Source organism: Paenarthrobacter aromaticivorans (genome assembly GCF_019038615.1).
Lineage (GTDB): Bacteria > Actinomycetota > Actinomycetes > Actinomycetales > Micrococcaceae > Arthrobacter > Arthrobacter aromaticivorans.
On record NZ_JAHOPC010000007.1, the window covers coordinates 170,913 to 194,359 of the forward strand.

The following is a 23,447-nucleotide window of genomic DNA, read 5'->3' on the forward strand; positions in this document are numbered from 1 at the left end:
ATTTCTCTTTAAGGGTCCACTAGCTTTAAGGGGCCCTACCCCAGGCCGATCGCCTTGCCGAAGAGGCTGAAGCCAACGAACGCGACGATGTCCAGCAGCGCATGTGCAATGACTAAAGGCATCACTCGCTTCGTCTTTGTATAGATCCAGGCGAAGACCAAGCCCATGGCGAAGTTGCCGATGAACGGCCCGAAGCCTTGATACAAGTGGTAGCTGCCACGAAGGGCCGCGCTCACGACAATGGCCAGCGGCGTACTCCAGCCGAATTTTCCGAAGCGGTCCATGAGGTATCCCACGACGATCACTTCCTCAACGATCGCGTGGCGAATCGCGGAGAGAATCAACACAGGTACTGTCCACCAGTAAGCCTCCAGGCCGCTGGGCACAATGGCGGTGGTGATTCCGAGGGCGCGACCGGCCGCGTACAGGCCAAGTGAAGGAATGCCAATGGCGGCTGCGAGTCCCAGTCCGTGCAAGAGGTCCTTGCCGGGGCGTGCGAAGTTGAACCCCAGGCGGGCAAAGCCACTTGCACTTTCCCGGCCACCTTGGGCATGCGATGACAGGAAATAGAACACCAGGACCACCGGCACCAAAGCGAAGATAATGTCCAGCAGTTGGTACGTGAGGTCGAAGTACTCGCGGGTGCTTTGGGACCTGTTAAGCGTCGACGTTGCCTCGGACAGCGGCGCGCGCGTCATCTTGTCCAGTAGCTGCACCACGGAGTACACAGCGGACTGGCCCAAAGACAGGCCCAGTACGATGAGTACTTCGGCGCGCAGGCGGCGGCGGGAAGCAAGGAGCATGTACCTATCTTGCCTGTAGTTCCTGCCACTTTGCCGTGAACTGCGCACGTTCCCGTTCCACCCTTAGGCAGCCCCCCTATGCTTGGTGGGATGAGTGCCCCAGGGAGAATCTTCATGATCCGGCACGGCCAGTCAGCCGCGAATGCCGACACGTCAATCTACAACCGTGTGCCGGACTACCGCATTCCGCTGACCGAACCCGGAATTGAACAGGCCCGGATAGCGGGCGAAGCCCTTCGGCGGAAGCTCGACGGCGAGCAGGTCTGCGTTTATGTCTCCCCCTATTTGCGGGCGTACCAGACTCTTGAAGCGTTGGACCTGGGACCGCTGATCGAGCGCGTGATCGAAGAACCCAGGCTCCGTGAGCAGGACTGGGCCAACTTTCAGATTGCCGGGGAGATCGAGGACCAGAAGGAACTGCGCAACCTTTACGGCCACTTCTTCTACAGGTTCCGCGAGGGCGAGTCAGGCTCGGATGTCTACGACCGCGTGTCCTCGTTCATGGAGACCCTTTACCGCCATTGGGAAAAGCCGACGTATGCCCCAAACACCCTGTTGGTCACTCATGGACTGACCATGAGGCTGTTCTGCATGCGCTGGTTCCACTGGACTGTTGAGTATTTCGAATCGCTGAACAACCCTGACAACGCCGAACTCCGAACGCTGATAAGGACCGACGACGGCCAGTACAGTCTGGACAAACCGTTCAGCCAGTGGGTGCCAAGGGATGTTGACGATTCAGTGCTTCACGCGCCGAGAATGCGTTTCTAGCACTTGTCACGTAGTTGCAGGATCGCTTAGGTGGCAGGTGCGACGATGACTTCCGTGCCCTTGGCTTCAAATGCGGCCTTGTCCTCGGCGCTGATCCCGGCGTCCGTGATGAGGTGCCGGAAGTCGTACCCGGACATGGCCGCAAAGGAGCGGCGGCCCACCTTGGAAGAGTCCGCCACCACGTAGGACTCAGTGGCCCGGCGCGCCATGACGGTGTTCACCATGGCTTCGCCTTCATCGGTGATGGTGGGGCCGAGGTCCGGGTCAACGCCGTTGACCCCGATGAACGCAATATCCAGGGCAACCTTCTGCATGATGACGTCGGTGTACGGCCCCACGAGCTCATAGGAGCGCGGATTCAGGATGCCCCCGGTAACCATGATCTTGATGTTCGGACGAACGGCGAGCTGCGAGGCAATGTTGATCGCGTTGGTCACCACCGTGAGGGTGGGCCTGTTGGACGGCGCGTTGAGGTCCTCGCGGGTGGACAACAGCTGCGCCAGCGCCGTGTTGGTGGTTCCCCCGCTCAAGCCGATCACCGCGCCGGGGCGGATCAGGGCCGATGCCGCCTGGGCGATCTCCTGCTTGGCCACGGCGTGGTCATCACGGTTATAGCGGCCCGGGAGATCATAGGCTACGGATCCGGTGGTGGCGCCACCGCGGGTACGGCTGAGCAGTCGTTGTTTCGCAAGGCTGTCCAAGTCCCGGCGTGCCGTGGCCGGTGACACGCCAAGCCGCGTCACGATGTCCTCGACTTCCACATGGCCGGATTCGGCCAGGAGGTCAAGGATGGCGGTCAGCCGATCGGTGCGGGTCATGACGAGCCTTTCGCGGGGTCTGGCTATTTCGCTTTGGCGAACAGCGTGAGCAAACGTGCGGATTCCTGCACCAGTGCGTCCCGGCCGGCCTTGATGTACTTCCGGGAATCCACCACTGCAGGGTTGGCATCGAGGTACTCACGGACGGCGCGGGTGAAGAACCCGTTCAAATGTGTGGATACGTTGATCTTAGTCATACCTGCGCCGATCGCAGCTACAAGCATCTCGTCTGTGACGCCCGAAGAGCCGTGCAGGACCAGCGGTTTTCCGACCGCAGACTTCAGTCGAGTGATCAGGTGCAGGTCCAGTGCGGCGCTGCGTTCGGTCATGGCATGGGAGGAACCAACGGCCACCGCGAGCGCATCCACACCCGTTGCTTCAACAAACGCCTGCGCCTCCGCAGGGTCGGTCCGGACACCGGGTGCATGGGCGCCGTCCTTGCCTCCAACTTTGCCGAGTTCAGCCTCCACGTAAACGCCTCGCTCATGGGCGTAGCGGGCTACCCGTTGTGTGGCTTCCACGTTCAAGTCATAGGGCAAGTGCGCGCCGTCGAACATCACGGAGCCAAAGCCCAGGTCCACGGCCGCGATGGCGAGGTCCTCGGATTCAGCATGGTCCAGGTGAACCGCAACGGACACTGATGCGTCGCGGGCGATCGCCAAAGCCGCCACCGCGATCGGTTCGAGTCCACCGTGGTACTTGGCGCAGTTCTCCGAAATCTGCAGGATCAGTGGAACTCCCGCCGTCTCGGCACCCGCCACCAGCCCCTCCGCTGTTTCCACATGGATGACGTTGAACGCACCTTGGCCCGTACCGTTGGCCGCGGCCCTGTCCATCAATTCCCGCGTGCTGACAAGGGTCACCGGGTCTCCTTCCATGTCACGATCAGTTGTTCTTCGAGTTCCTGGTACCTCGGCGAAATTTCGCCCGCTGCAGGCATGAGCACTGCTGCGGCGGACCAGGCGGTGGCCCGGCGAAGAATCTCGCGGGGTTCGGTAATGCCTTCGGCGAGGGCGACGGCGGCAGCCGCCACACCGGCGTCGCCCGCCCCTGTGGGGTTGCCGCTCAGCGGCCCGGGGAGGCTAGCGCTCCAGTACCCGCCGGGTGCTGCGTGGTCGAAGGCGAGCATTCCGTCCGCACCGGCGCTGACGAGGACCGTGCGGGCGCCCATGGCAATCAGCGAGAGCGCAGCTGCTTCCACGCTGGACTCCCCCGTGGCTTCCGCGAGCTCGTGGTGATTGGGTTTCAGGACATCGGCCCCGGCCTGGGCAGCGGCGATGATTCCGGGTCCTGAGGTGTCAATAATGGCCGGGATGCCGGCGTCGTGTGCCAGCTTCACCAGGGACGGGTAGAAATCCGCCGGTGCATCCGGCGGCAGGCTGCCGGACCCCACCAGCACAGCGGCGGGAGCTTCTCCGTCGTCGCCGCGTATGGCTTTAACGACGGCGGCGGTCAGCGAGCGCCAATCGTCCGGCAGGAGCGCCTGGCCTTCCTCGTTGAAGATGGAGGTCTCGCCGGCGAGGGTGTCTACGAGCGCGATACTGCGGCGTGTTTCGGCGGCGACGGACACCAGCGTGTGGGGCACCCCGCTCGTCCAAAGTTCAGCAGCCAGGGTCTGTCCCGCGGCTCCTCCGGTAGGAGCAATGGCCAGCACGGGATGACCTACTTGGTGAACCACCCTGGCGACGTTGAGCCCTTTGCCTCCGGCGCGGCTGATGGGTGTGGGAACCCTGTGGCTGGCGCCCTCGGTGATTCCGTGGACGGTATAGGTCATGTCGATGGCTGGGTTCGGGGTGACGGTGACGATGCGGGTTGCGGCGGAGCCGGTCATCGCGCACCATCCAGGAGTGCGCGTGCGTTCAACGCTGCGCCAAGGAGCCCGGCGTCCTGGCCAAGCTGGGCTTGGATGAGGCGTGGGCGTCGTTGGAAGTCCAGGATCTGGTCCACCCGCGCCCGGAGCGGTTCGAGGAGGTCCTCGCCTGCTTCGGCCAGGCCTCCCCCAATCACTACGGCTTCAGTGCCGATGATGTTTACGCATTGGCAGATGGTGAAGGCCAGGGCGTCCACGGCGTCTGCCCACACGCGGGCAGCCACGGCATCTCCCTTTTGGGAGCGGAGCAGGACATCCCGGGCACCGTCTACCGTATTCCCCGACTTCCTGCTGTATCGCTTGGCGATGGCGCCTGCCGAACCCACGGCCTCTAGGATGGTGGCCCCTATTGGTTCAGTTATGGTTGCTGCAGTTCCGGCGTCGGGGTCCGGTACCTGAGCGTGGCCGAGCTCGCCGGCGAAACCACCGGCCGTGACGGGCACGCCACCGGAGAAGACTGCGGCGGCAATTCCAGTGCCCACCACCATGACCACTACGTCGTTGAACTCCTTGGATCCGCCAAAAGCGCGTTCCACGGCAGCGGCGGAGCGGACATCGTGATCGAACGCCACGGGAAGCCCCAGCCTCTTTTCGGCTTCAGCAGTGAACGGGAAGTTACGCCACCCGAGATTTGCGGAGTAGATCCCGATCCCTCCCACGGAATCCACGATGCCGGGGACGATGACCCCCGCTGCTTTGGCCGGGATGTCCGGGAACTCGGATGCGAGCTCATCAGCAAGCCCTGCGAGCCTGTCCAGCACGGCTTCCCCTGGATTCAATGGATCCAGGGGCGTGGGGACGCGACGCATGCCAAGGACGTTTCCGGATGGATCCACGAGTCCGGCCTTCACATCGGTACCGCCAACGTCGAAGGCCAGGACTGCTGATTCTGCGTGCCCGAGAACCATGGCGGGCGCCTAGGCGGAGGGGTCAAGGATGACGGAGCGCGTCAGGTTCCGGGGCAGGTCCGGGTTGAGGCCGCGGACGCGCGCACGTTCCAGGGTCACTTTGTGGACGCGGGCCAGTTCAGCCAGCGGGTGCTTGTCCGTGTGGAGGTAAAGGGCACCCGTGGCCGCCATGTCCTTGTCAAGGCCCTCGGGCTGTGCGCCAAACAACCAGGTTACGCGTCCTGGCGCCGCGATGGAGATGGGACCATGGCGGTATTCCATTGCAGGATAGGACTCGGTCCAGCCCTGCACGGCTTCGCGCATCTTCAGTCCTGCCTCGTGGGCCAGGCCAACAGTCCATCCGGTACCGAGGAAGGTGAATTGCTCAGCATCCAGGAGTTCCTGGGCCACGGGACCTGAGACTGCATCCCTTGCGTCTTCGACCGCTTGCTTCAGGTCAATCCCAAGGCTGGCGAGCAAGTACACCAGTGCCGAAGTTGCGAAGCGGGTCTGCACCACGGATCGCTCATCTGCGTACGGGAGGCCGATCACGGCGTCGGCCAGGTGAACGATTGGAGACGCCGTATCGCCAATGATGGCAACAGTGGGGACGATGCCCTTCAGCCCGGCCAGAATCTCCAGCACCTCAGTGGTGGTGCCGGACCGCGTAATGGCCACAACGGCGTCGTACTGGCGCTCCGGGCTGTTGCTGTTCAGGAAAGCCTCCGACGCCGCAAAGGCATCCGTCACGCCTTTGCCCGCGGATTCACGGGCGGCAGCATAGCTCTGGGCCATGAACCAGGAGGTGCCACAGCCGATGACGGCGATCCGCTGGCCGTCGGCGGGAAGCATCTGCTCAGAAGCGGCCTGCTCGATGGCCCGCTGCCAGACATCGGGCTGTGATACCAGCTCTTCTTCCATGAAGGCGCCCTGTGTGTTCTCGCTCATCGTGTGTTTCGCTCCTGCTCAGTCAATGACGTTTTATGATCTATAGAAACACTAAACGATCAGTTTCGATCTCACAAGGATCATCTACAGGAGTGGAACGGGCAATTGGGCACTTGTTCCCTTTAGCCGATGATGGGCCGTTCTTCGGGCAGGTTGAACAGGCGGGGGCGGGAGGATAGGGCCAGTGCCGAAGCTACCGTGACGCTCCCGATGCGGCCGGTAAACATCAGAACCATGAGTACCCACTCAGCCGATGGAGGGAGGTTGTACGTGATTCCTGTGCTCATCCCGACTGTGCCGAAAGCCGAGATGGATTCGAACAGGACCTTCTCGAGGCTGTAGTCGGTGAACACGAGCAGCAGCATGGTTCCAGTAATGACTGCGCCTATGCCGAGCAGGGCTACCGAAAGGGCCTGCCGTACCGAGGCAGGGCTAATGGATCGGTGGGCTATGGTCACATCGTCCCGGCCGCGGACTTCATTCCAGATGGCGAATGCCAGGAGGAGGAAAGTGGTGATCTTGATTCCCCCTGCAGTTCCAGCGCTTCCCCCTCCGATGAACATCAGAATGTCGCTGACCATCAGCGTCTCCGGTGCAGCCACCCCGTAGTCGATGCTGTTGAATCCCGCGGTGCGCGGGAACACGCTTCCAGCGAGGGACCCGACGATCTTTCCGGGGACGGACAGCGGCCCCAGGGTTTCGGCCCGGTTCCATTCGAACGCGGCGAACAACACGAAGCCGGCTATGAGCAGGAAGACCGTCCCGAACACTGTGAGCCGCAAATGTACCGTCCAGTTCCGGACCCGCAGTCCCCCGCCGTTGAGCAAATGGATGAGTACGGGGAATCCGAGGCCACCGGCAATGATGGCCAGGCAGATCGGTACCAGGATGTAAGGGTCCTCGCGGAAACTGATGAGGTTGTCGCTGTAGAGCGCGAACCCGGCATTATTGAAGGCGGACACTGCGTGGAAGACTCCATGCCACAGGGCAACGGCTGGGTTTGGGTCGTAGGCGAGCCAGAACCTGACAGCCAGGATTGCTGCCGTTACCGCTTCAAAAACGACCATGATCCTGGCAACCCGAAACAGCACGGAGCGGACATCCCCGAGGTTGAGGGTGTGCGTTTCTGACTGCACAACAAGCTGCCCGCGCAGGCCGATGCTTTTACGCACGAGCAGGGCAAGCAGGGTCGCAAGGGTCATGATGCCGAATCCGCCAACCTGGATGAGCGCCAGAATCACGACCTGCCCGAAGGGTGTCCAGTAGGTTGCCGTGTCGACGGTAATCAGGCCCGTGACACACGTCGCGGACACGGCGGTGAACAGGGCCGTCATGAACGTCTCTGGATCACTGCCATTGTGGGAGATGGGCAGCATCAGCAGGCCTGCGCCGAGGAGGATGACCGCCAGGAAAGCGATGGGTACTGAGCGGACTGGATGCAAGAGGGCGCGACTGAGGACGTTCTCACGGCGCGTCTGTGGGTCACGGTGCTTCCAGAACGTGCGTGCGTGGCCGCGGCCCAGCAGGTGTTCAGGGTTTGGGATGCTGTCCGGAATGTCCTTCCGGGCCGAAGTTGTCACTGCCTCGTCTCTCTGTTTGCTCACGTGATCTCCGGGAGCGTAGCACCGGAGAAAATGTGGAAACAGGAAAATCGGGAATCCTTAACGGTTCCTTTACGCTGGCCCATTCATGCCAGGAACGGAACTACACGCCAACGCGGGGAATGCCCGCGGCAACGTTTGCAGCCTCTTCGTAGCTGGAGGGCAACTTTTGGTGGAAGGCGGCATCAGCGTCCGCACGGAGTACGTCGGTGGCCAGCACCCGTATGTGAACAAGCTCGTCGTAGGATTCGCTGCAGCCCAGGACATCTCCACGAACCTTGGGTCCGTGAGAAAGCGGGTCGGGAGATACCTGGAAAATGATCCACCAGGTGTCGCCGGCTTTATCCCTGAAGAGGTAACCCCCCGGAGGGCGATACGCTGCGCCGTCTACACCGCGGCCTCCGTAACCCTCCACTGAGTCCGGCGGCGCAGCGAACCTCAATCCGCCGTCGAAATCGTCTCGATGCGGGCCCATGCGCGAACACCTCCTTGGTCAGCCGACGTGGACCCACGGGCGTTGGGTGACATCGGGCACTGCCTCACGCAGCACCTCCCTGGTGACGGGAGCGATTTCGCCCTCGCCCAGGAACAGGAAGCGCAGGAGATTGGTGAAAGGATTTCCTTCGGTCCACCGGAAGTAGATATGTGGCATGAGCCCGGTGACGTCCCGGATGTGGAGCAGGACGGACGCGATCGTGTTCGGTACCACGGGACCGTGGACCTCCAGGATCCGGTACCCGTGCCGCGTCACGCCGTGTACTTGTAGTTCCGTTTCGAAGTCCGATGAATCGTCGACTATCACTTCGAGGAAGATGGCTTGCTGTTCCAGCGGCAGATGGCTGACCTCGATCGCTGAGGTGAGCTTGTCCCGGTACGCTGCGGCGGTGAGCCGGAGCGGTTCGTGGGCAATGATCGCGATGGGGCCTTCGAGGGTGTCGGACATGAACTCCAGGGCTTGGCGGTCCAGATGGACGCGTGTGGCGTGGAGTTCGAAGGAGCGGCGGATGCGGGAGAGCAGGGAAATTACGATGATGCCCAGAATGAAGACTGCTGCAATCCTGATGCCCTCGGGCCGTTCGAAGATATTGGCGATCGTGGTGTATGTGAACACCAAGGAGATGATGCCAAAGCCCATGGTACGTTTTCGCTGCCTGCGCCGGCGTGCAGAGAGCGTGACGGCAACGGCTGCCGAGGTCATGAGCACAAGAACGCCGGTGGCGTAGGCACCGCCCTGGGCGTCGACGTCGGCTTCAAAGAGGAAGGTGATGAGGAAACCGACGAGGGTGAAGACGAGCACAAGGGGGCGGACAGCCTTGGCCCAGCCGGGGGCCATCCCGTAGCGGGGCAGGTATCGCGGGACGAGGTTGAGCAGTCCTGCCATGGCGGACGCCCCGGCGAACCACAGAATGGCGATGGTACTGATGTCGTAGATACTGCCGAACCCCACGCCGATGTACTCGTGGGCGAGGAACGCCAGGGCGCGGCCGTTCGCCTGTCCACCGGGTTGAAATTCCTGCTCCGGGATCAGCACGACGGTGATGAAACTGGTGGTGATGAGGAATCCACTCATGATGACAGCTGCGGTAGTGAGCATTCTGCGGGTTCCGCGGATGCGGCCCTCCGGGTTTTCCACCGTATCGGCCTCGTCTCCACGGACCTGGGGCATGACGGCGACACCTGTTTCGAACCCTGACAGACCGAGGGCAAGTTTGGGAAACACGAGCAGGGCGATTCCCACCACCATGATCGGGTCCCCGTGCGAGGTCCAGAGCGCGTTCCACCAGCCGCCCATGGCCACCGGGTGCATGAACACCTGGGTAAGGGTCACCACTACGACCACGGCGTTCAGGCCTAGGTAAAGAACGACGAGGACGACGGCCACTCCGATGGCTTCCTTGAAGCCGCGGAGGAAGACGGCAGCCAGCAGCGCCAAAAGGAAGAGTGTGACGAGGATGTTCTGGCCCTGCAACCAACCCGGGGCCACCGGGTTCTGAATCAGGTGCGCGCTTGCGTCCGCGGCGGAGAGGGTCATGGTGATCATGAAATCCGTTGCGGCGAATCCAAGCAGGATGAGGACGAAGAGCTTGCCGCCCCAGCGTGGCAGGAGCCGTTCAAGCATCGCGATGGAGCCTTCGCCGCGATGGCTTTCCCGGGCCACGCGACGGTAGACCGGCAGGGCACCGAACAGCGTGACGGCGATGAGGACCAGGGTCGCCAATGGCGAGATCACACCGGCGGCCAGAGCGGCGATGGCCGGCTGGTAACCCAAGGTGGAGAAGTAGTCGACGCCGGTTAGGCACATGACCTGCCACCATGGATGCTTCTTCTCGTTGGCGGCGGTTATCCCGCCGGGACCCTGGTGGGTGCCTTTGCTGTCCTGGAGCCCGAACAGCAGCCAGTTTTTCAGCGCTGCTTTGCCGGCCGGCTTGGGGGCCGATGGGTCGGCCGGGGGCCTGCTCAACGTGGTCATTGTTTCCTTTCCGCGCGGAACAACGCACCGCGGTCACAGCCGAAGCTAACACCCACGGAACGCATCAAACCGGGAAAGGCGTTTCTATTTACGAATCATTTACGCCGCGTCCGTACACTCCCACTGTCCCCTAAGGACATGCGCGACGCGGCCGGTTATGGCTCGAACCGGTACCCCATTCCGGCTTCTGTGAGCAGATGCTTGGGACGGGCAGGGTCGGCTTCAAGTTTGCGACGCAACTGTCCCATGTAGACGCGGAGGTAATGCGTTTCTCCGTCGTAACCAGGACCCCAGATCCTGGCCAGCATCTGCTGCTGGGTAATGAGTCGCCCCGGGTTACAGACCAGCAGTTGCAGGATGGCCCATTCGCGCGGGGTGAGCCGCACTGGAGAGCCGTCGCGTGTCACTTTCTTCTTTTCGAGGTCCACTGCGAAGTCCCCGACGTCGACAACCACGACTTGTTCGCCGAAGTCGGAAGAGCCCAGACGGCGTTCGGCGACGCGCAACCGCGCGAGTAGTTCATCCAGGCCAAAAGGTTTCGTAACGTAGTCATCCGCCCCGGCGTCCAAGGCACGGACTTTGTCCACGGACCCTTGCCTTGCGGACAAGACTATGATCGGCGTGCTGCTGGAACGGCGGATCGCGGTGATGACGTCAACGCCGTTAATATCCGGCAGTCCAAGATCCAAAACGATAAGGTCCGGATGATTGCCCGAGGCATGCTGCAGAGCCGTGGTGCCGTCCAGTGCCGTGAGCACCGTGTATCCCTCAGCGCGCAGATTTACCTGTAAAGCACGCAGCAGTTGTGGTTCGTCGTCTACTACGAGTACGGTCCTCATGGCTCACTTCGTTCTTCACTGCCGAGTGCGTGACGCGGGTTCCCGTCGCCGGTGGAAAGAGGAAGCCGGATGACAACCGTCAATCCCCCTCCCGGTGTCGGTTCAGCACTTAGCTGGCCGCCCATCGCTTCGGTAAAGCCCTTCGCAACGGCCAGTCCGAGTCCTATGCCCAGGCCAGCCGGCGCGTCGTCCAGCCTCTGGAACGGCTCAAACATGGCGATCACGTCCGCGGCGGCCACACCTTGGCCGTGGTCTACGATCCTCAGTTCTCCGCAGCGGCGCCCTTCAATCGTGGCCACCCCTGCTCCATTGGCAGCTCCCACGATGGCGATATCCGAGCCCGCCGCGTATTTCAGCGCATTCTCGACGATATTGGCAATGACGCGTTCCAGCATGCCCAGGTCGGCATCAATGGCTGGCATATCAGGAGCCAGATCGATGCGGATGGCTCCTTCCGGCAGTCCCCGCAGCGCGTCTTCGATGGCATCGCGCCATGTCACCGAGGATGTGAGCGGGGCGGTGGACCCGCTGGAGATCCGCGACATGTCCAACAGATTGCCCACCAAGGAGTCAAGGCGGTCCGCGTAGGAGTCGATGGTATGGAGCATCTCGTCCCGTATATCTTCGGGAAGCCGCCGTTTCTGGCGCTGCAAGGCGGTCACAGCCAGCTTGATTCCGGCCAACGGTGTCCGTAAGTCATGGCTGACGGCATTCAGAATGGACGTCCGGATGCTGTTGCCCTCAGCCAGTTTCGCGGTCGCCTTCAGCTTGAGCTGGAGTGCATGACGTTGCCGGAGTAAAAGCAGGTGGGTCGCGTGGGCCGCCAGCAGCCGCCGCTCGCCGGCCGTGAGGGTCCTGCCGGAAACCATAAGAGCCGTCCGGGTATCTGCCATCTCGTACGCACCGTCCCCTGATTCAGCCGAGCCCGGAGGCTGGGGCGGCGATTCACCTGACTGGGCCTGGAGCTCCCAGCCGTCGCCTGTGCGGGAAGTTCTGGTAAATAATCCCACCGAGCGGACCTGGAAGGTCTCACGGACCTTATCCAGAAATGCCGCAATGGTGTCGTCCTCCACCAGGGCGTTCCTGGCCAGGTCCAAGAGTGTCGCAGCCTCGGCACGGGCATAACTAGCCTCCTGAGCCCGCTTGGCCGAGAGGCCTACGACCAAGGACACAGCAATCCCCGCCCCCAGGAACACGAGCACGGCAAACAAAATCTGCGGGTCATTGATTCTGAAAGTCCCAACGGGTTCGGTCTCGAAATAATTCAGCAGCAAAGAGTCCAGAATCGCGGCCAACACAGCAGGCCAGAGACCACCGATGAACGCCACCGCCATCACCCCGGTCAAATGCACCAGGACATGGGTAGCAAAGTTCAGATCCGGGGCAAACGACATCACCGTCGTGGTCAGCACAGGGATGAAGACCGCTAAAACAAAACCCACCGCGGTCCTGGCCCGGCCCAGCCCTCCTGAGCGTATGCGAAGAATTCCCCTTGCCATGTCCCCCAGTCTGTCAGCTATTTTCAACCTGTCTTTAGACGGCGCGCACGCCCGCCCGCCACACCGAATGCGTCAGAGGAATCCCAGGCCGGTACGCCAAGTGCGTGGCCGAAGGCGCCTTCAGCATGTGAAGGTCTGCGCGATGACCGATGGCGAGCGAACCCACCGCGCGTTCGCCGTCGACGTCGTTCCCGGACTCCCGGCCCAACGCCAGAGCGCCGCCGAACGTCGCCGCCCGAACTGCCTCGTGGACGCTGAGGTGCATCTGCAGGACCGCCGTGGTCACGCAGAACGCGATGGAACTCGTGTAAGAGGTGCCGGGGTTGCAGTTGGCTGCCAGGGCGATCTGGACGCCGGCATCGATCAGCTCCCGGCCTGGCGCGAGCGGCTGTCGCGTGGACAAGTCACAGGCAGGCAGGCAGGTTGCCACGGTTCCACGGACGCCACTTCCCGTAGCCGGGTCCCAGCCCGCCCAGGTTCCCGCGAGCGCGTCAATGTCCTTCTCCGACAGATAGTTCACGTGGTCCACGCTGGCGGCCGCGAACTCCACGGCCAACGCAACGCCTGGCCCCTCGCCCAGCTGGTTGCCATGCACGCGCAGTCCCAGCCCGGCATCCCGGGCAGCCGTCAAGACCCGGCGCGACTGCTCTTCCGTGAAGGCACCGCGCTCGCAGAATACGTCCGCCCAGCGCACGTGCGGCAGAACGGCGTCGAGCATTTCACCGCAGACCAGGTCCGTGTACTCCTCCGGATCGGACCCGGCCGGCACTAGGTGCGCGCCGAGGTAGGTGACCTCGTCCACCAGGGCAGCGGCGATGCGTGCACTGCGGGCCTCGTTCTCCACGTCCAAGCCGTAGCCAGTTTTGCTCTCAAGGTAGGTAGTTCCCTGCGAGACGGCTTCAGTGACGCGATCCCTCACCAGCCTCGTCAGTTCATCGTCACTCACGCTTCGCGTGGCACCAGTGGTGACGGCAATCCCGCCAGCGCTGTAGCTCTGCCCCGCCATCCGGGCCTCAAACTCGGCTGTGCGGTCACCAGCGAAAACGAGGTGCGAGTGCGAGTCGACCCAGCCAGGAAGGACGGCGCGGCCCTCGGCGTCGATCTTTGTATCGGCTACGGGAGCGTCGTTGATGGACCCGATCCAGGCAATGCGCTCGCCTTCGAACACGATCGCGGCGTCCTTGAGGACACGATGCTCCAGGTCCTGGGTCATCAGCTCGCCGATGTTGGTGATGAGAGTGCTGTTTTGTCCTGGACTGCTGATTCCGCTCATGTCCCTATTGTTCAGCGCCGGATCGACCAGCGAACGGCCGCAAGCTGCTCAGCTGTCCGGGATTCCGGACTGTCCGCCTCTACATTCCCCAGGATGAGGTCTGCGGCAAGTTCTGCGATGGCCGAGGACGTCTGGAATCCGTAACCGCCCTGCCCGGCCAGCCAGAAGAAGCCCTTCGCTTCGGCGTCGAAACCAACCACCGGGATTCCGTCCGCAGCTTCTGTGCGCAGCCCCGTCCACGCCCGGTCCACTGAACGGATGCCCAAGGATGTCAGGGAGTTGAGCCTGCTGATGAGTTTGTCCACGTCGCCGGCATACGGTTTGGCGTCTTCTGCCCCACTGGGCACGGTTTCCGACGGCGAGATAAGCACTTGGTCGCCCTCTGCGCGGAAGTAGAACGAGTGGTCGGCCGCAGCCACCATGGGCGTTTGCCGCGTCAGCGATTGCTCGACGTTCACAATCGCCGCAGTCCGCCGATACGGCTGCAGTCCGAGCTTCTCCACGCCGCTGATGACGGCCAACTCATCCGCCCACGCGCCCGCGGCGTTAACCACGACGGCGGACTGGAAACCTTCCGTTCCGGCACCCGCCTGCCAGCCGCTTCCGAGGCGCTGGGCGGAGTGGACACGCGCACCGGTGATGATGTCGGCTCCTGCGGCCTCGGCCCTAATCCGGTGATCTTCCAACAAGGCAGGTGCGTTGCAACCAAACGAGCCATTATCCAACCCTGCCGCCGTGAACGACTCCGGCTTCAGGACCGGGCAGAGCTGCATGGCTTCTGCGTGGGTGATTGTCTGCATGTTGCCGCTGGCCTCTGCCCGGACTGTTTCCTCATCGCCAACCAGCATGAAGCCGCGCGGTGTAAGGACCGGCTCAGGAAGTTCAGCGTCGCGCGCCCTCATCATTTCCAAGGTTCGGACGGTGAGTTCCTGCACCACGGGCGGCCCGTAACTCGGAATCAACTGGCGGGCTGAGCGCGAGGAGGTGTGGAAGGCCAACGATTGCTCGGCCTCTACCAGTGCCACCGTGCACTTCCCTGCGAGCGCGGACGCCAGGGAAAGCCCCGCAATGCCGCCGCCAACGATTACCACGTCATAATTCGAAGCCATGGCTCCATCCTGTCAGAAGGCACGAGGGGTGCACAGATCGATCTTCTCTCACATCCAACCCCCAACGGCCCGATCTTCTCTCACATCCAACCCCCAACGGCCCGATCTTCTCTCACATCCAACCCCCAACGGCCCGATCTTCTCTCACATCCAACCCCCAACGGCCCGATCTTCTCTCCCTTGCGTCAAGAAAGTGAGAGAACGTCCGGTCAAAAGCCGCAGGATGTGAGAGAAGATCGGGGACGGTTAGGCGACCGCTGCGCGACTCTTCACGAACGCCTGAACGCAAGCTTCGACGTCGTCGCTGCTGTGCGCGGCTGAAAGCTGGACGCGGATGCGGGCTGCTCCCTTCGGCACCACGGGGTAGCTGAAGGCGGTGACGAACACGCCGTGGCCGAGCATCTCGTCAGCAACCTTGGCCGCGACCACGGCGTCACCGAACATCACGGGAATGATGGCGTGCTCACCCTCAAGGAGCTCGAAGCCTTCCTCGCTCATGCGGCGGCGGAACAGGGCTGCGTTCTCGAAGAGGCGGGTGCGGAGCTCCCCGGATTCCTGGACGAGCTCGATCGCCTTGATGGTGGCGGCGACGATGGCAGGGGCCAGGGAGTTGGAGAAGAGGTAGGGGCGGGCCTTCTGGCGCAGCATCGCGACGATTTCGCCGCGGCCTGAAACGTAGCCGCCGGAGGCGCCACCCAGGGCCTTGCCGAACGTGCCCGTGTAGATGTCCACGCGGTCAGAAACTCCGGCGTGCTCAGGGGTACCGGCACCGGTGGGTCCCATGAAGCCGACGGCGTGTGAGTCGTCAACCATCACCAGGGCGTCGTGCTTCTCGGCAAGATCGCAGATGGCTTCAAGCGGCGCGAGGTATCCGTCCATGGAGAACACACCGTCCGTGACGATGATCTTGCGGCGGGATCCCTCGGCCTCAACCAGCTTGGCCTCAAGGTCAGCCATGTCCTGGTTGGCATAGCGGAAGCGCTTGGCCTTGCTCAGGCGGATGCCGTCGATGATGGATGCGTGGTTGAGGGAGTCGGAGATGATGGCGTCTTCAGGGCCGAAGAGGGACTCAAATACGCCGCCGTTGGCGTCGAAGCAGCTGGAAAACAGAATGGTGTCCTCAGTGCCCAAAAAGGCCGAGACACGCGCCTCGAGTTCCAGGTGAAGATCCTGGGTGCCGCAAATGAAGCGCACAGAAGCCATGCCAAAGCCGCGCTCGTCCATCGCGGACTTGGCTGCGGCAATGATGTCCGGGTGGTCGGCAAGGCCAAGGTAGTTGTTGGCGCAGAAGTTCAGCACGGTGTTGGCTGGCTGGCCGAGTTGGCCTGCGGCGATGTGGCTAGCCTGCGGGGAATCGATGTGGCGTTCGGTCTTGAAGAGGCCTGCGCTGCGGATCTCGTCGAGTTCGCCTTGGAGTTGGTCTTTGATGGCTGAGTACATGGTGTGCTCCTGAATACGTCGGGAATGGTTCGGTGGCGGCAGCGGAGGTTAAAGTTCGGTCCAGTCGAGGACTACCTTGCCGCCGGTTCCGGCGCGGGCGATCTCGAAGCCCTTCTCCCAGTCGGCCGCAGACAGCTTGTCGGTGACCACCGCGGAGATGTTCCGGTGCAGCACGGGGTTGGAAGAAAGCATGGCGCTCATCGCGTACCACGTCTCGAACATTTCGCGGCCATAAATGCCCTTGAGCGTGAGCATGTGGGTGACTACCTTGCCCCAGTCGATGTCGATGGACTGGCTGGGAAGTCCCAGCATGGCGATCCGCCCGCCGTGGTTCATGTTGTCGATCATCTCAGGCAGCGCCGTGGGGTGTCCGGACATTTCCAGGCCGATATCGAATCCTTCGCGCATACCCAGCTCCCGCTGTGCGTCACGGACTCGCATTTTGGAAACGTCGACTGCGAGGTCGACGCCCATTTGACGGGCCAGTTCCAGCCGCGGAGCGGATACGTCAGTGATGGCGATCTTGCGGGCGCCGGCGTGGCGGGCGACGGCAATGGCCATCAGCCCGATGGGTCCTGCGCCGGTGATGAGGACGTCTTCGCCCACCAAGGGGAAGCTGAGGGCTGTATGGACGGCGTTGCCGAAGGGATCGAAGATGGCGCCGAGTTCCGGCGTCACGGATTCGTCGTGGTGGACCCAGACGTTGGTCTCGGGAATGACTACATATTCGGCGAACGCGCCATCGCGCTGCACTCCAACGGATACGGTGTGGATGCACATCTGGCGGCGTCCTGCACGGCAGTTGCGGCAGATTCCGCAGACCACGTGGCCTTCGCCGGAGACCCGGTCTCCTACTTTGACGTCACGGACGTCCTCCCCGACTTCCACCACTTCACCGTAGAACTCGTGACCCGCGATGAGCGGCGTTTCGATGATGCTTTGGGCCCAGGCGTCCCAGCTCTGGATGTGGAGGTCGGTACCGCAGATCCCCGTGGTCATGACACGGATCTTGACGTCGCTGGGTCCCGCTTCGGGCTCGGGACGGTCAACGAGTTCGAACCCTGCGTGGGGTCCGGATTTGTAGAGAGCCTTCATGGGATTCCTCACTGCTGGGGCTGCTTCGCTGCTGCTGACTCCATTAGAGCGCCGCCAACGATTTAGCACAACTAGATTCTTCTCAATCAACGATTTAGGATTTGCTAATGGAAATCCACCAGTTGCAGATGCTCCGTGAACTCGGTGACCTCGGGAGTGTCAAAGCTGTGGCCGAGACTCTTATGGTCACCCCATCGGCCGTTTCGCAACAGCTCGCGCTCCTGCAGAAATCGGTGGACGTCCCGCTGACACGCAAGGAAGGTCGCGCCCTGGTGCTGACCGACGCCGGAAAGGTGCTCGCCGAGGCGGGGGCCGCCGTCGTGAACGCCATGGCGGATGCACGGGCAGCGATCGGCGCCTTTCACGACGCTCCGGATGCGCCGGTGAGCGTCAGCGCCTTCCACAGTGCGGGGCAAGCGCTGTTCGCGCCGTTGGCAGCGCTGGTGGCGTCCGACGGCGGAAAGTCGCCAAGGCTTCGACTCTCGGATGAGGATGTGGCCCAGGAAGATTTCCCGGGCTTGGTTGCCCGCTACGACCTCGTCCTGGCACACAGGATGGATAACAGCCCGCCGTGGCCCCAAGACAAAGTGGCCGTGGTCCCGCTGGCGGACGAACCCCTGGACGTCGCCCTGCCCGCGGACCACCCACTGGCATCCCGGCGCGAACTGAAGCCGTCCGACGTCGTGGGCGAAACCTGGGTGACCAGCCGCGACGGCTACTCCCCCGCGGATGTGCTCGCCGCCGTCGTTGCCGTGAGTGGACGGCCCGCAGAAGTGCTGCACCGCATCAACGACTACTCAACCGTTGCCGCGCTAGTGGCGGCGGGCGGCGCGATCGGACTCCTGCCAAGGTTCACGGCACGGCGTGTCCTCGATGCCGGCGTTGTGCTGCGGCCCCTTTCCGGAGTGAACTCGGTGCGCAAGATCGACATCCTCGCCCGCCCGGAAACGTTGAAACGGAAATCGGTCATGACGGTTTGCGAGTCACTTCAAACCGTCATGACCGAGCTTATCGAGCTATCCAGCAGGGCCTAATCCCGGATCAGGGCGGGTTGACCGGCGTCGAAGTATGCCACGAGCCCGGCGGGCAGGGCAGGGACTTCCCGTGCGCACCCGTCGCCGCGCAGCGATTCGGCGGCGAGGATACCGGCCACCACTGCCTGCCGTGCAGCCACCGGGCTGGTTTGCGTCGGGCCACCCTGGGCGGCGAAGCGCAGGAATTCCTCGATCAGGCGCGGGTCTGCGCCCCCATGGCCTCCGTCACCGGCCTGGATGGTATGCACCTCGTCCGGTGCCGCGTAGCCGGAAGTCCGGCTGGTCCAGACGTTGATGGTGTTCCCGGGGCCGTCGCCGAAGTTCTCGATTCTGCCCTTGGTGCCGATGATCGTGTAGTTGCGCCAGTAATCGGGTGTGAAGTGGCACTGCTGGTATGAAGCAAGGACGCCGTTGTCCAAGACCATGTTCATCATGGAAATGTCCTCGACGTCGATCACCTCGGCCAGGTCTTTCTGCTCCGTGGGGGGCCAGTTGTCCACCGAGAACCATTCGCCCATGCGCTTGCCGGCGTTATTGCCGCGGTTGGTGACGTTACCGTAGACGGCAAGATCGCCGACGGCGGCAACCCGCTTGGTGTACGCGCCGGCAAGCCAGTGGATCACATCGATGTCGTGAGCACCCTTTTGGAGGAGCAACGAGGTGACATTGGCGCGCTGGGCATGCCAGTCCTTGAAGTAGTAGTCCCCACCATCGCCAACAAAGTGCCGGCACCAGATGGCCTTGACCTCACCGATCCTGCCCTCCTGAATGATTTGGCGCATCTGTACTACAACCGGCATGTGCCGCATGTTGTGCCCAACATACAAGCGCGTTCCGGTCTCGTACGCCGTCTTCAGGATCAGGTCCGCTGCCTCCACGGTGATATCCAGCGGCTTTTCGCAGAAGGTCGCAAAGCCAGCCTTGAGCGTACGGACTGCGACGGCGGCATGCTGGTTATCGGGGGTTAACACCAGGACTGCGTCAAGGCCGCTGGCGAGCAATTCCTCGAGGTCGTCCGTTATGCGGGCTGACGGAATGCTCGCCGCGGCGTCCGCCCGTCCCCTCTCGCTCACGTCACAGACGATGGTGACTTCAGAGCCCTGGCCCGGCTTATGGGCGTGCCTCCACAACCCGGAGCGCAGACCGAAACCCACGATGCCGACCTTCAAATCCTTTTCCATGAGGTGCAATTTCCTTCTGCTGGTTCGTTTAATAAAGTCTGGTTGCGGAGCTGCGGTGGGGTGCCGATTCACGCACGAACAAGTGCCACGGGAAGTCCAGGACCGCAGGCTCGCTCTTGGCGTCAGGCGTAGTGGGCGACGTGGCCCGCTGCAAAAGAAGCCGGGCAAGCTTGCCGAAGAAATCCACGGGGCCCACCGTGCTGAGCGACGGCGACATCCGTTCCCCCTCCACCGTGTTGCCCACACCGATGATGTCCACGTCCACACCAGCGGCGAGCCCGATCCGTTGGGCCGCATTGATGGCTGCGACGGCGGCGAAATCCGTGGTGGCGTAGATGGCAGTAGGCCGGTCCGGCAGGCTGAGCAGCCGTGTTGTGGCAGCATACGCACCGGCAGACGTGCCATCGAAGAGGCCCACATAGTCCTCGTTTTCCGGAATGCCGGCTTCCATCAAGGCCTCTGAGTAGGCCCGGTAGCGGGTGCCGCCAGAGGCACCGCCAGCCGTGGCCGGGGTGAGGCAAGCAATCCTCCGATGGCCGTGGAGGAGATGCTGCACGGCCATGCGGCACCCCGGTCCCGCAATTGACCTGATGACGTCAAAGCCCTCGGGTTCAAGCCCTTCGTCGAAAACCACCAGCGTGGTCCCGTGCTCCGCGAGCTTCCGCAAGGCATCACGTTGCCCGGGGCGGACTGCATCCACGAAGACGGCATCGGCGCTATGAGTGCCAAGGACCTTCACCCAGTCGGCGTCGCCGAGGATCATCGGCGTAATTCCCAACGGAGCAGCCGCCTTTTGCACCGCCTCGATGACGGACAACGACCAAGGATCGGACAGCATCGTCAAAGACAGGATGACGGTGTTCGTCCGCCCTGTCCGGATAGCCCGGGCTGCCTGGTTGGGACGGTAGCCAAGCCGCTCCGCAACAGCCTTGACCTTCTCCGCCGTCGGGTCCGAAACTCCCGGTCCCGCATCGCCCCGGCGACCGGACAACACATAGGAAACCGTGGCCGTGGAAACACCCGCGAGTTCGGCGACCATACGAATGGTGGGCCGGACTCCCGTGTTACTCGCTTTTCCCATGATTCCCCCTGCTTGTGATGCCGTCTAATATCTGATTTCGTCTTATTTTTGAGGCTAGCTCCTGAACACCGGAGCGGCGGGATCCAACGCGGCCTGGTATTCGTCGCGCATCTTGTCGCCACCTTCGCTCTTCCAGCGTTTGACCGCGTCCTTGAGTTCATCGATCTTGGCCCGTCCGGTGATGATGTCCACCACCTTGTCGCGGAGCTGTTTGGTGATCTTCGCCCCCACCTTGGCGTTCGTATCCGAGTAGGAACCATTCGTGGGGTTGCGCCACGCGAGCTCCAGCAATTTTTCTTCCTGTTGGCTGACATAGCGGGTGTCGTCGTCGAATCCCGGATTGAAGATGACGTTTTCCGGGCTGGACATGATGTTCAACGCCGATACCAAACCAGGCGCATTGGTGGTTCCAGTTTCCGTACGCACCGGGTTGCCCGAGCCATCCAAGGTGTAGTCCTGGCCGAGCTCGCCGAAGTTCTTCTGCATGTACTCCACGGTGCCGAACGGTGCAGACAGGTAGTTGATGAGGGCCAGAAGTTCGCGGACCTTGCTTTCCCCAGCCTTCTTGAACGGTGTGAAACCCACCGTTCCATAGCCCATGTCGTAGGTTGGCTTGACCTTGCCGTCCGCGCTGAACGGAATGAGGATGTCGAACTTGGCGGTCCTGTTCAGTGCCCGGTAGCTGCGGAGGTCATGGGGACCCACCACAACCTGCGCCGCAACGCTGCCATTGGCAACGCGGGAACGAATGTCCGTGGCCTTGGAGTCCGGATAGAAAACGCCCGCTGCAAACATCTTGGCCGTGAATTCAACGCCGGCCATGTACTCGTCCGTTTCGTATAAATGCGTCAGGGTACGGTCCTTATTGACGGCCCAACTGTTCGGAGCGCCAAACCACTCGGTGACCATGTGCAGAGCATTAATATAGGCGGGCTCAAGGGCATACTTCTGATCGCCCGGACGCGTCAATTCCTTGGCCTTGTCCAGGAACTCGTCCGCGCTCGCAGCCTCGAAACCACCTACTTGGGCCCATACATCATGGTTGCCCAGGTACACCTGCCCGAACGGAGTGCTCGGGATGGGCGCACCCCAGATCTTGCCGTTTACGACGGCGGTCTTCCAGGAATCGGGCTTCAGCGCGGCCAGGTTGGGGTACTCAAGCACTGCGTCACCTGAGAGGTAGGGCGTCAGGTCCTGGAACTTCGCCTCGAGCATGGGGCCGACATTGGGAATTCCCTGGTTCGGCGGCACCCACATCATGTCCGGCAGGTCATTGCTGGCCAGGACAGTGGCGAACTTGGCCGGATAGCCGTCTCCGATGTCCTCGGCGATCTGCAGTTCGAGGTCGCCGCCGAGCTTGGTGTTGAGGCGTTGCCAGAAGGGGTTGTCCTTCAGCCCCGGACTCATGGTGTCGAAGGTTTCGGTCAAACCGGTCACCTTGCCCTTAAGCGGCGGTGTCTTCACGGACTGCACAGCGGTGGGCAGCTTGAAGTAGCCGGCCTGCAGGCCTTTGGCGTTACCGGCAAGATCCGGAGTGACGCCTGTGAATTCCTTGTAGGTGGGCAGCTTGACCGAAGCGGAGGCAGCTGCGCCTCCGCTGTTCGAAGCTCCGCCACCCCCGCAAGCAGACAGGCCGACGGCGGTGACGGCCAGGCCCGCGAGGCCAAGGAAGCCGCGACGGCTGAATCCAGCCTGTCCTGAGGTAGTGCTCGTCATGGCATAACCCTTTCTGGTTATTTACTGGTAATTGATGCTGTGCTTGTTGCAGGCATGCCGCGGCAGCGGCTAACCCTTCACTGCGCCGGTGATGACGCCCTTGGCAAAGTGCTTTTGAAGGAACGGGTAAACCATCAGGATGGGAACCAGCGCCACCACTACTACAGCCATCTGGATGGATTGCGGGGGCGGAGTGGTGGTAATTCCGAGCTGGTCTGCCGCCCCGCTGCCCTGGACCACGAAGTTGCGGAGCAGCAACTGGATGGGCCATTTGCTGTGGTCATTGATGTAGAGCAGTGCGTTGAAGAACGAATTCCAGAAACCAACGGCATAGAACAAACCGACGACGGCGATGACGGCTTTGGACAGTGGCATGACGATCCGCCACAGGATCTGCCAGTCATTGGCGCCATCGATCCGTGCGCTTTCGATCAGTTCGCCCGGGATGTTCATGAAGAACGAGCGCATCACCACAAAGTTGAAGGCCCCGAATATGCCCGGGAGGATCAGCGACCACAGGGAATCCAGCAGCCCGAGCTGTCGAATCATCAGGAAGGACGGGATCAGGCCCGGAGCGAACAAGAGCGTGAACAACACCGCGAGTACCACAGGGCGGCCGAAGAGGACTGACCGGCTGGTGGCGTACGCCATGGTGATGGTGACGAACAGCGCCAGGATGGTGCCCACAACAGTGATGAGCATGCTCACGCCGAGGGACTGCAGGACCATGGGACCCTTGAAGATCGTGGCGTAAGCCTCCAAGGTGGGCCGCTCAGGCCAGAGCACGAATCCACCGGCCTGCACGAGTTGTTCAGTGTCCGCCAGGGACGTGGACACCACCAGGAGGATCGGCGTCAGGATGGACAGACTGAAAAGGACGAGGACCACGGCCTTTAGCGTTTGGTACAGAGGTGAAGGGCGTTCCTTCCATACGGGTCGTTTGGGGTTGTAGCTCAATTCCCGCGGTTTCCTCGTGAAAAGTGTTGTTGCCATGGGGTTCTCCTTGTGCAGC

General features: G+C 62.4%; 21 protein-coding genes. 2 read left to right on the forward strand and 19 right to left on the reverse strand.

Annotation, left to right across the window (positions count from 1 at the left end; all coding sequences use genetic code 11):
• Positions 1-35: 35 nt before the first annotated feature.
• Positions 36-803: a CPBP family intramembrane glutamic endopeptidase gene (locus KSW38_RS13140; RefSeq protein ID WP_216925365.1), complete on the reverse strand. Its 768-nt coding sequence runs from the start codon at positions 801-803 to the stop codon at positions 36-38.
• Between the two features lie 114 nt (positions 804-917).
• On the opposite strand from KSW38_RS13140, the gene KSW38_RS13145 reads away from it, so the two are divergent.
• The gene (locus KSW38_RS13145; RefSeq protein WP_216925366.1) at positions 918-1,574 is read left to right on the forward strand and encodes a histidine phosphatase family protein; all 657 of its coding nucleotides are present in this window, start codon (positions 918-920) and stop codon (positions 1,572-1,574) included.
• A 26-nt stretch (positions 1,575-1,600) separates the two neighbouring features.
• On the opposite strand, the gene KSW38_RS13150 is transcribed toward KSW38_RS13145, so the two are convergent.
• The 14 genes from KSW38_RS13150 to tdh form a co-directional block, all read right to left on the reverse strand.
• On the reverse strand, positions 1,601-2,392 hold the full coding sequence (locus KSW38_RS13150) for a DeoR/GlpR family DNA-binding transcription regulator (protein ID WP_216925367.1): 792 nt from the start codon (positions 2,390-2,392) through the stop codon (positions 1,601-1,603).
• 23 nt (positions 2,393-2,415) lie between these two features.
• On the reverse strand, positions 2,416-3,270 hold the full coding sequence (locus KSW38_RS13155; RefSeq protein ID WP_216925368.1) for a class II fructose-bisphosphate aldolase: 855 nt from the start codon (positions 3,268-3,270) through the stop codon (positions 2,416-2,418).
• The gene (locus KSW38_RS13160) at positions 3,252-4,223 is read right to left on the reverse strand and encodes a 1-phosphofructokinase family hexose kinase (protein ID WP_216925369.1); all 972 of its coding nucleotides are present in this window, start codon (positions 4,221-4,223) and stop codon (positions 3,252-3,254) included. The genes KSW38_RS13155 and KSW38_RS13160 overlap by 19 nt, the downstream gene beginning before the upstream one ends.
• Positions 4,220-5,170, reverse strand: coding sequence for an ROK family protein (locus KSW38_RS13165; RefSeq protein WP_216925370.1), 951 nt, complete (start codon positions 5,168-5,170; stop codon positions 4,220-4,222). The genes KSW38_RS13160 and KSW38_RS13165 overlap by 4 nt, the downstream gene beginning before the upstream one ends.
• A gap of 9 nt (positions 5,171-5,179) precedes the next feature.
• Positions 5,180-6,097 (reverse strand): SIS domain-containing protein, encoded by a 918-nt coding sequence (locus tag KSW38_RS13170; protein WP_216925371.1) that lies wholly within the window; start codon positions 6,095-6,097, stop codon positions 5,180-5,182.
• Between the two features lie 122 nt (positions 6,098-6,219).
• The gene (locus tag KSW38_RS13175; RefSeq protein ID WP_254186477.1) at positions 6,220-7,539 is read right to left on the reverse strand and encodes a TrkH family potassium uptake protein; all 1,320 of its coding nucleotides are present in this window, start codon (positions 7,537-7,539) and stop codon (positions 6,220-6,222) included.
• Between the two features lie 262 nt (positions 7,540-7,801).
• Entirely contained in the window at positions 7,802-8,173 is a 372-nt protein-coding gene (locus KSW38_RS13180) for a hypothetical protein (RefSeq protein ID WP_216925372.1), read from the reverse strand.
• An 18-nt stretch (positions 8,174-8,191) separates the two neighbouring features.
• Entirely contained in the window at positions 8,192-10,168 is a 1,977-nt protein-coding gene (locus KSW38_RS13185) for an APC family permease (protein WP_216925373.1), read from the reverse strand.
• Positions 10,169-10,323: 155 nt separating this feature from the next.
• Positions 10,324-11,007 carry a response regulator gene (locus KSW38_RS13190; RefSeq protein ID WP_216925374.1) on the reverse strand — a complete coding sequence of 228 codons (684 nt, stop codon included), beginning with the start codon at positions 11,005-11,007 and terminating at the stop codon, positions 10,324-10,326.
• On the reverse strand, positions 11,004-12,506 hold the full coding sequence (locus KSW38_RS13195; protein WP_216925375.1) for a sensor histidine kinase: 1,503 nt from the start codon (positions 12,504-12,506) through the stop codon (positions 11,004-11,006). Before KSW38_RS13195 ends, KSW38_RS13190 begins: the two co-directional genes overlap by 4 nt.
• A 34-nt stretch (positions 12,507-12,540) precedes the next feature.
• Positions 12,541-13,779 (reverse strand): imidazolonepropionase, encoded by a 1,239-nt coding sequence (hutI, locus tag KSW38_RS13200; protein ID WP_216925376.1) that lies wholly within the window; start codon positions 13,777-13,779, stop codon positions 12,541-12,543.
• A gap of 11 nt (positions 13,780-13,790) precedes the next feature.
• On the reverse strand, positions 13,791-14,888 hold the full coding sequence (locus KSW38_RS13205; protein ID WP_216925377.1) for an NAD(P)/FAD-dependent oxidoreductase: 1,098 nt from the start codon (positions 14,886-14,888) through the stop codon (positions 13,791-13,793).
• Positions 14,889-15,134: 246 nt separating this feature from the next.
• On the reverse strand, positions 15,135-16,328 hold the full coding sequence (locus KSW38_RS13210; protein WP_216925378.1) for a glycine C-acetyltransferase: 1,194 nt from the start codon (positions 16,326-16,328) through the stop codon (positions 15,135-15,137).
• Positions 16,329-16,376: 48 nt separating this feature from the next.
• Positions 16,377-17,423 (reverse strand): L-threonine 3-dehydrogenase, encoded by a 1,047-nt coding sequence (gene tdh, locus KSW38_RS13215; protein ID WP_216925379.1) that lies wholly within the window; start codon positions 17,421-17,423, stop codon positions 16,377-16,379.
• Between the two features lie 107 nt (positions 17,424-17,530).
• Between tdh and KSW38_RS13220 the strand changes: the two genes are divergently transcribed.
• The gene (locus tag KSW38_RS13220) at positions 17,531-18,457 is read left to right on the forward strand and encodes a LysR family transcriptional regulator (protein WP_216925380.1); all 927 of its coding nucleotides are present in this window, start codon (positions 17,531-17,533) and stop codon (positions 18,455-18,457) included.
• On the opposite strand, the gene KSW38_RS13225 is transcribed toward KSW38_RS13220, so the two are convergent.
• The 4 genes from KSW38_RS13225 to KSW38_RS13240 form a co-directional block, all read right to left on the reverse strand.
• A complete protein-coding gene (locus KSW38_RS13225; protein ID WP_216925381.1) occupies positions 18,454-19,638 on the reverse strand; it encodes a Gfo/Idh/MocA family protein in 1,185 nt (394 codons plus the stop codon). The two genes, KSW38_RS13220 and KSW38_RS13225, sit on opposite strands and share 4 nt — an antisense overlap.
• A gap of 28 nt (positions 19,639-19,666) precedes the next feature.
• On the reverse strand, positions 19,667-20,719 hold the full coding sequence (locus KSW38_RS13230) for a LacI family DNA-binding transcriptional regulator (RefSeq protein ID WP_216925382.1): 1,053 nt from the start codon (positions 20,717-20,719) through the stop codon (positions 19,667-19,669).
• 54 nt (positions 20,720-20,773) lie between these two features.
• Positions 20,774-22,435, reverse strand: a complete 1,662-nt coding sequence (locus KSW38_RS13235; protein WP_216925383.1) for a type 2 periplasmic-binding domain-containing protein — start codon at positions 22,433-22,435, stop codon at positions 20,774-20,776.
• A 69-nt stretch (positions 22,436-22,504) separates the two neighbouring features.
• Complete coding sequence (locus KSW38_RS13240) at positions 22,505-23,428, reverse strand: carbohydrate ABC transporter permease (protein WP_216925384.1); 924 nt, start codon at positions 23,426-23,428, stop codon at positions 22,505-22,507.
• Between the last annotated feature and the right edge of the window lie 19 nt (positions 23,429-23,447).

Excerpts from the sequence above, each read along its gene's own strand:
- KSW38_RS13155 (WP_216925368.1), bottom strand. The coding sequence starts at position 3,270 with ATGGAAGGAGACCCGGTGACCCTTGTCAGCACGCGGGAATTGATGGAC.
- KSW38_RS13220 (WP_216925380.1), top strand. The coding sequence starts at position 17,531 with ATGGAAATCCACCAGTTGCAGATGCTCCGTGAACTCGGTGACCTCGGG.
- hutI (WP_216925376.1), bottom strand. The coding sequence starts at position 13,779 with ATGAGCGGAATCAGCAGTCCAGGACAAAACAGCACTCTCATCACCAAC.
- KSW38_RS13235 (WP_216925383.1), bottom strand. The coding sequence starts at position 22,435 with ATGACGAGCACTACCTCAGGACAGGCTGGATTCAGCCGTCGCGGCTTC.
- KSW38_RS13185 (WP_216925373.1), bottom strand. The coding sequence starts at position 10,168 with ATGACCACGTTGAGCAGGCCCCCGGCCGACCCATCGGCCCCCAAGCCG.
- KSW38_RS13150 (WP_216925367.1), bottom strand. The coding sequence starts at position 2,392 with ATGACCCGCACCGATCGGCTGACCGCCATCCTTGACCTCCTGGCCGAA.
- KSW38_RS13145 (WP_216925366.1), top strand. The coding sequence starts at position 918 with ATGATCCGGCACGGCCAGTCAGCCGCGAATGCCGACACGTCAATCTAC.
- tdh (WP_216925379.1), bottom strand. The coding sequence starts at position 17,423 with ATGAAGGCTCTCTACAAATCCGGACCCCACGCAGGGTTCGAACTCGTT.
- KSW38_RS13140 (WP_216925365.1), bottom strand. The coding sequence starts at position 803 with ATGCTCCTTGCTTCCCGCCGCCGCCTGCGCGCCGAAGTACTCATCGTA.
- KSW38_RS13165 (WP_216925370.1), bottom strand. The coding sequence starts at position 5,170 with ATGGTTCTCGGGCACGCAGAATCAGCAGTCCTGGCCTTCGACGTTGGC.
- KSW38_RS13180 (WP_216925372.1), bottom strand. The coding sequence starts at position 8,173 with ATGGGCCCGCATCGAGACGATTTCGACGGCGGATTGAGGTTCGCTGCG.
- KSW38_RS13210 (WP_216925378.1), bottom strand. The coding sequence starts at position 16,328 with ATGTACTCAGCCATCAAAGACCAACTCCAAGGCGAACTCGACGAGATC.
- KSW38_RS13160 (WP_216925369.1), bottom strand. The coding sequence starts at position 4,223 with ATGACCGGCTCCGCCGCAACCCGCATCGTCACCGTCACCCCGAACCCA.
- KSW38_RS13230 (WP_216925382.1), bottom strand. The coding sequence starts at position 20,719 with ATGGGAAAAGCGAGTAACACGGGAGTCCGGCCCACCATTCGTATGGTC.
- KSW38_RS13190 (WP_216925374.1), bottom strand. The coding sequence starts at position 11,007 with ATGAGGACCGTACTCGTAGTAGACGACGAACCACAACTGCTGCGTGCT.
- KSW38_RS13170 (WP_216925371.1), bottom strand. The coding sequence starts at position 6,097 with ATGAGCGAGAACACACAGGGCGCCTTCATGGAAGAAGAGCTGGTATCA.
- KSW38_RS13225 (WP_216925381.1), bottom strand. The coding sequence starts at position 19,638 with ATGGAAAAGGATTTGAAGGTCGGCATCGTGGGTTTCGGTCTGCGCTCC.
- KSW38_RS13195 (WP_216925375.1), bottom strand. The coding sequence starts at position 12,506 with ATGGCAAGGGGAATTCTTCGCATACGCTCAGGAGGGCTGGGCCGGGCC.
- KSW38_RS13205 (WP_216925377.1), bottom strand. The coding sequence starts at position 14,888 with ATGGCTTCGAATTATGACGTGGTAATCGTTGGCGGCGGCATTGCGGGG.
- KSW38_RS13240 (WP_216925384.1), bottom strand. The coding sequence starts at position 23,428 with ATGGCAACAACACTTTTCACGAGGAAACCGCGGGAATTGAGCTACAAC.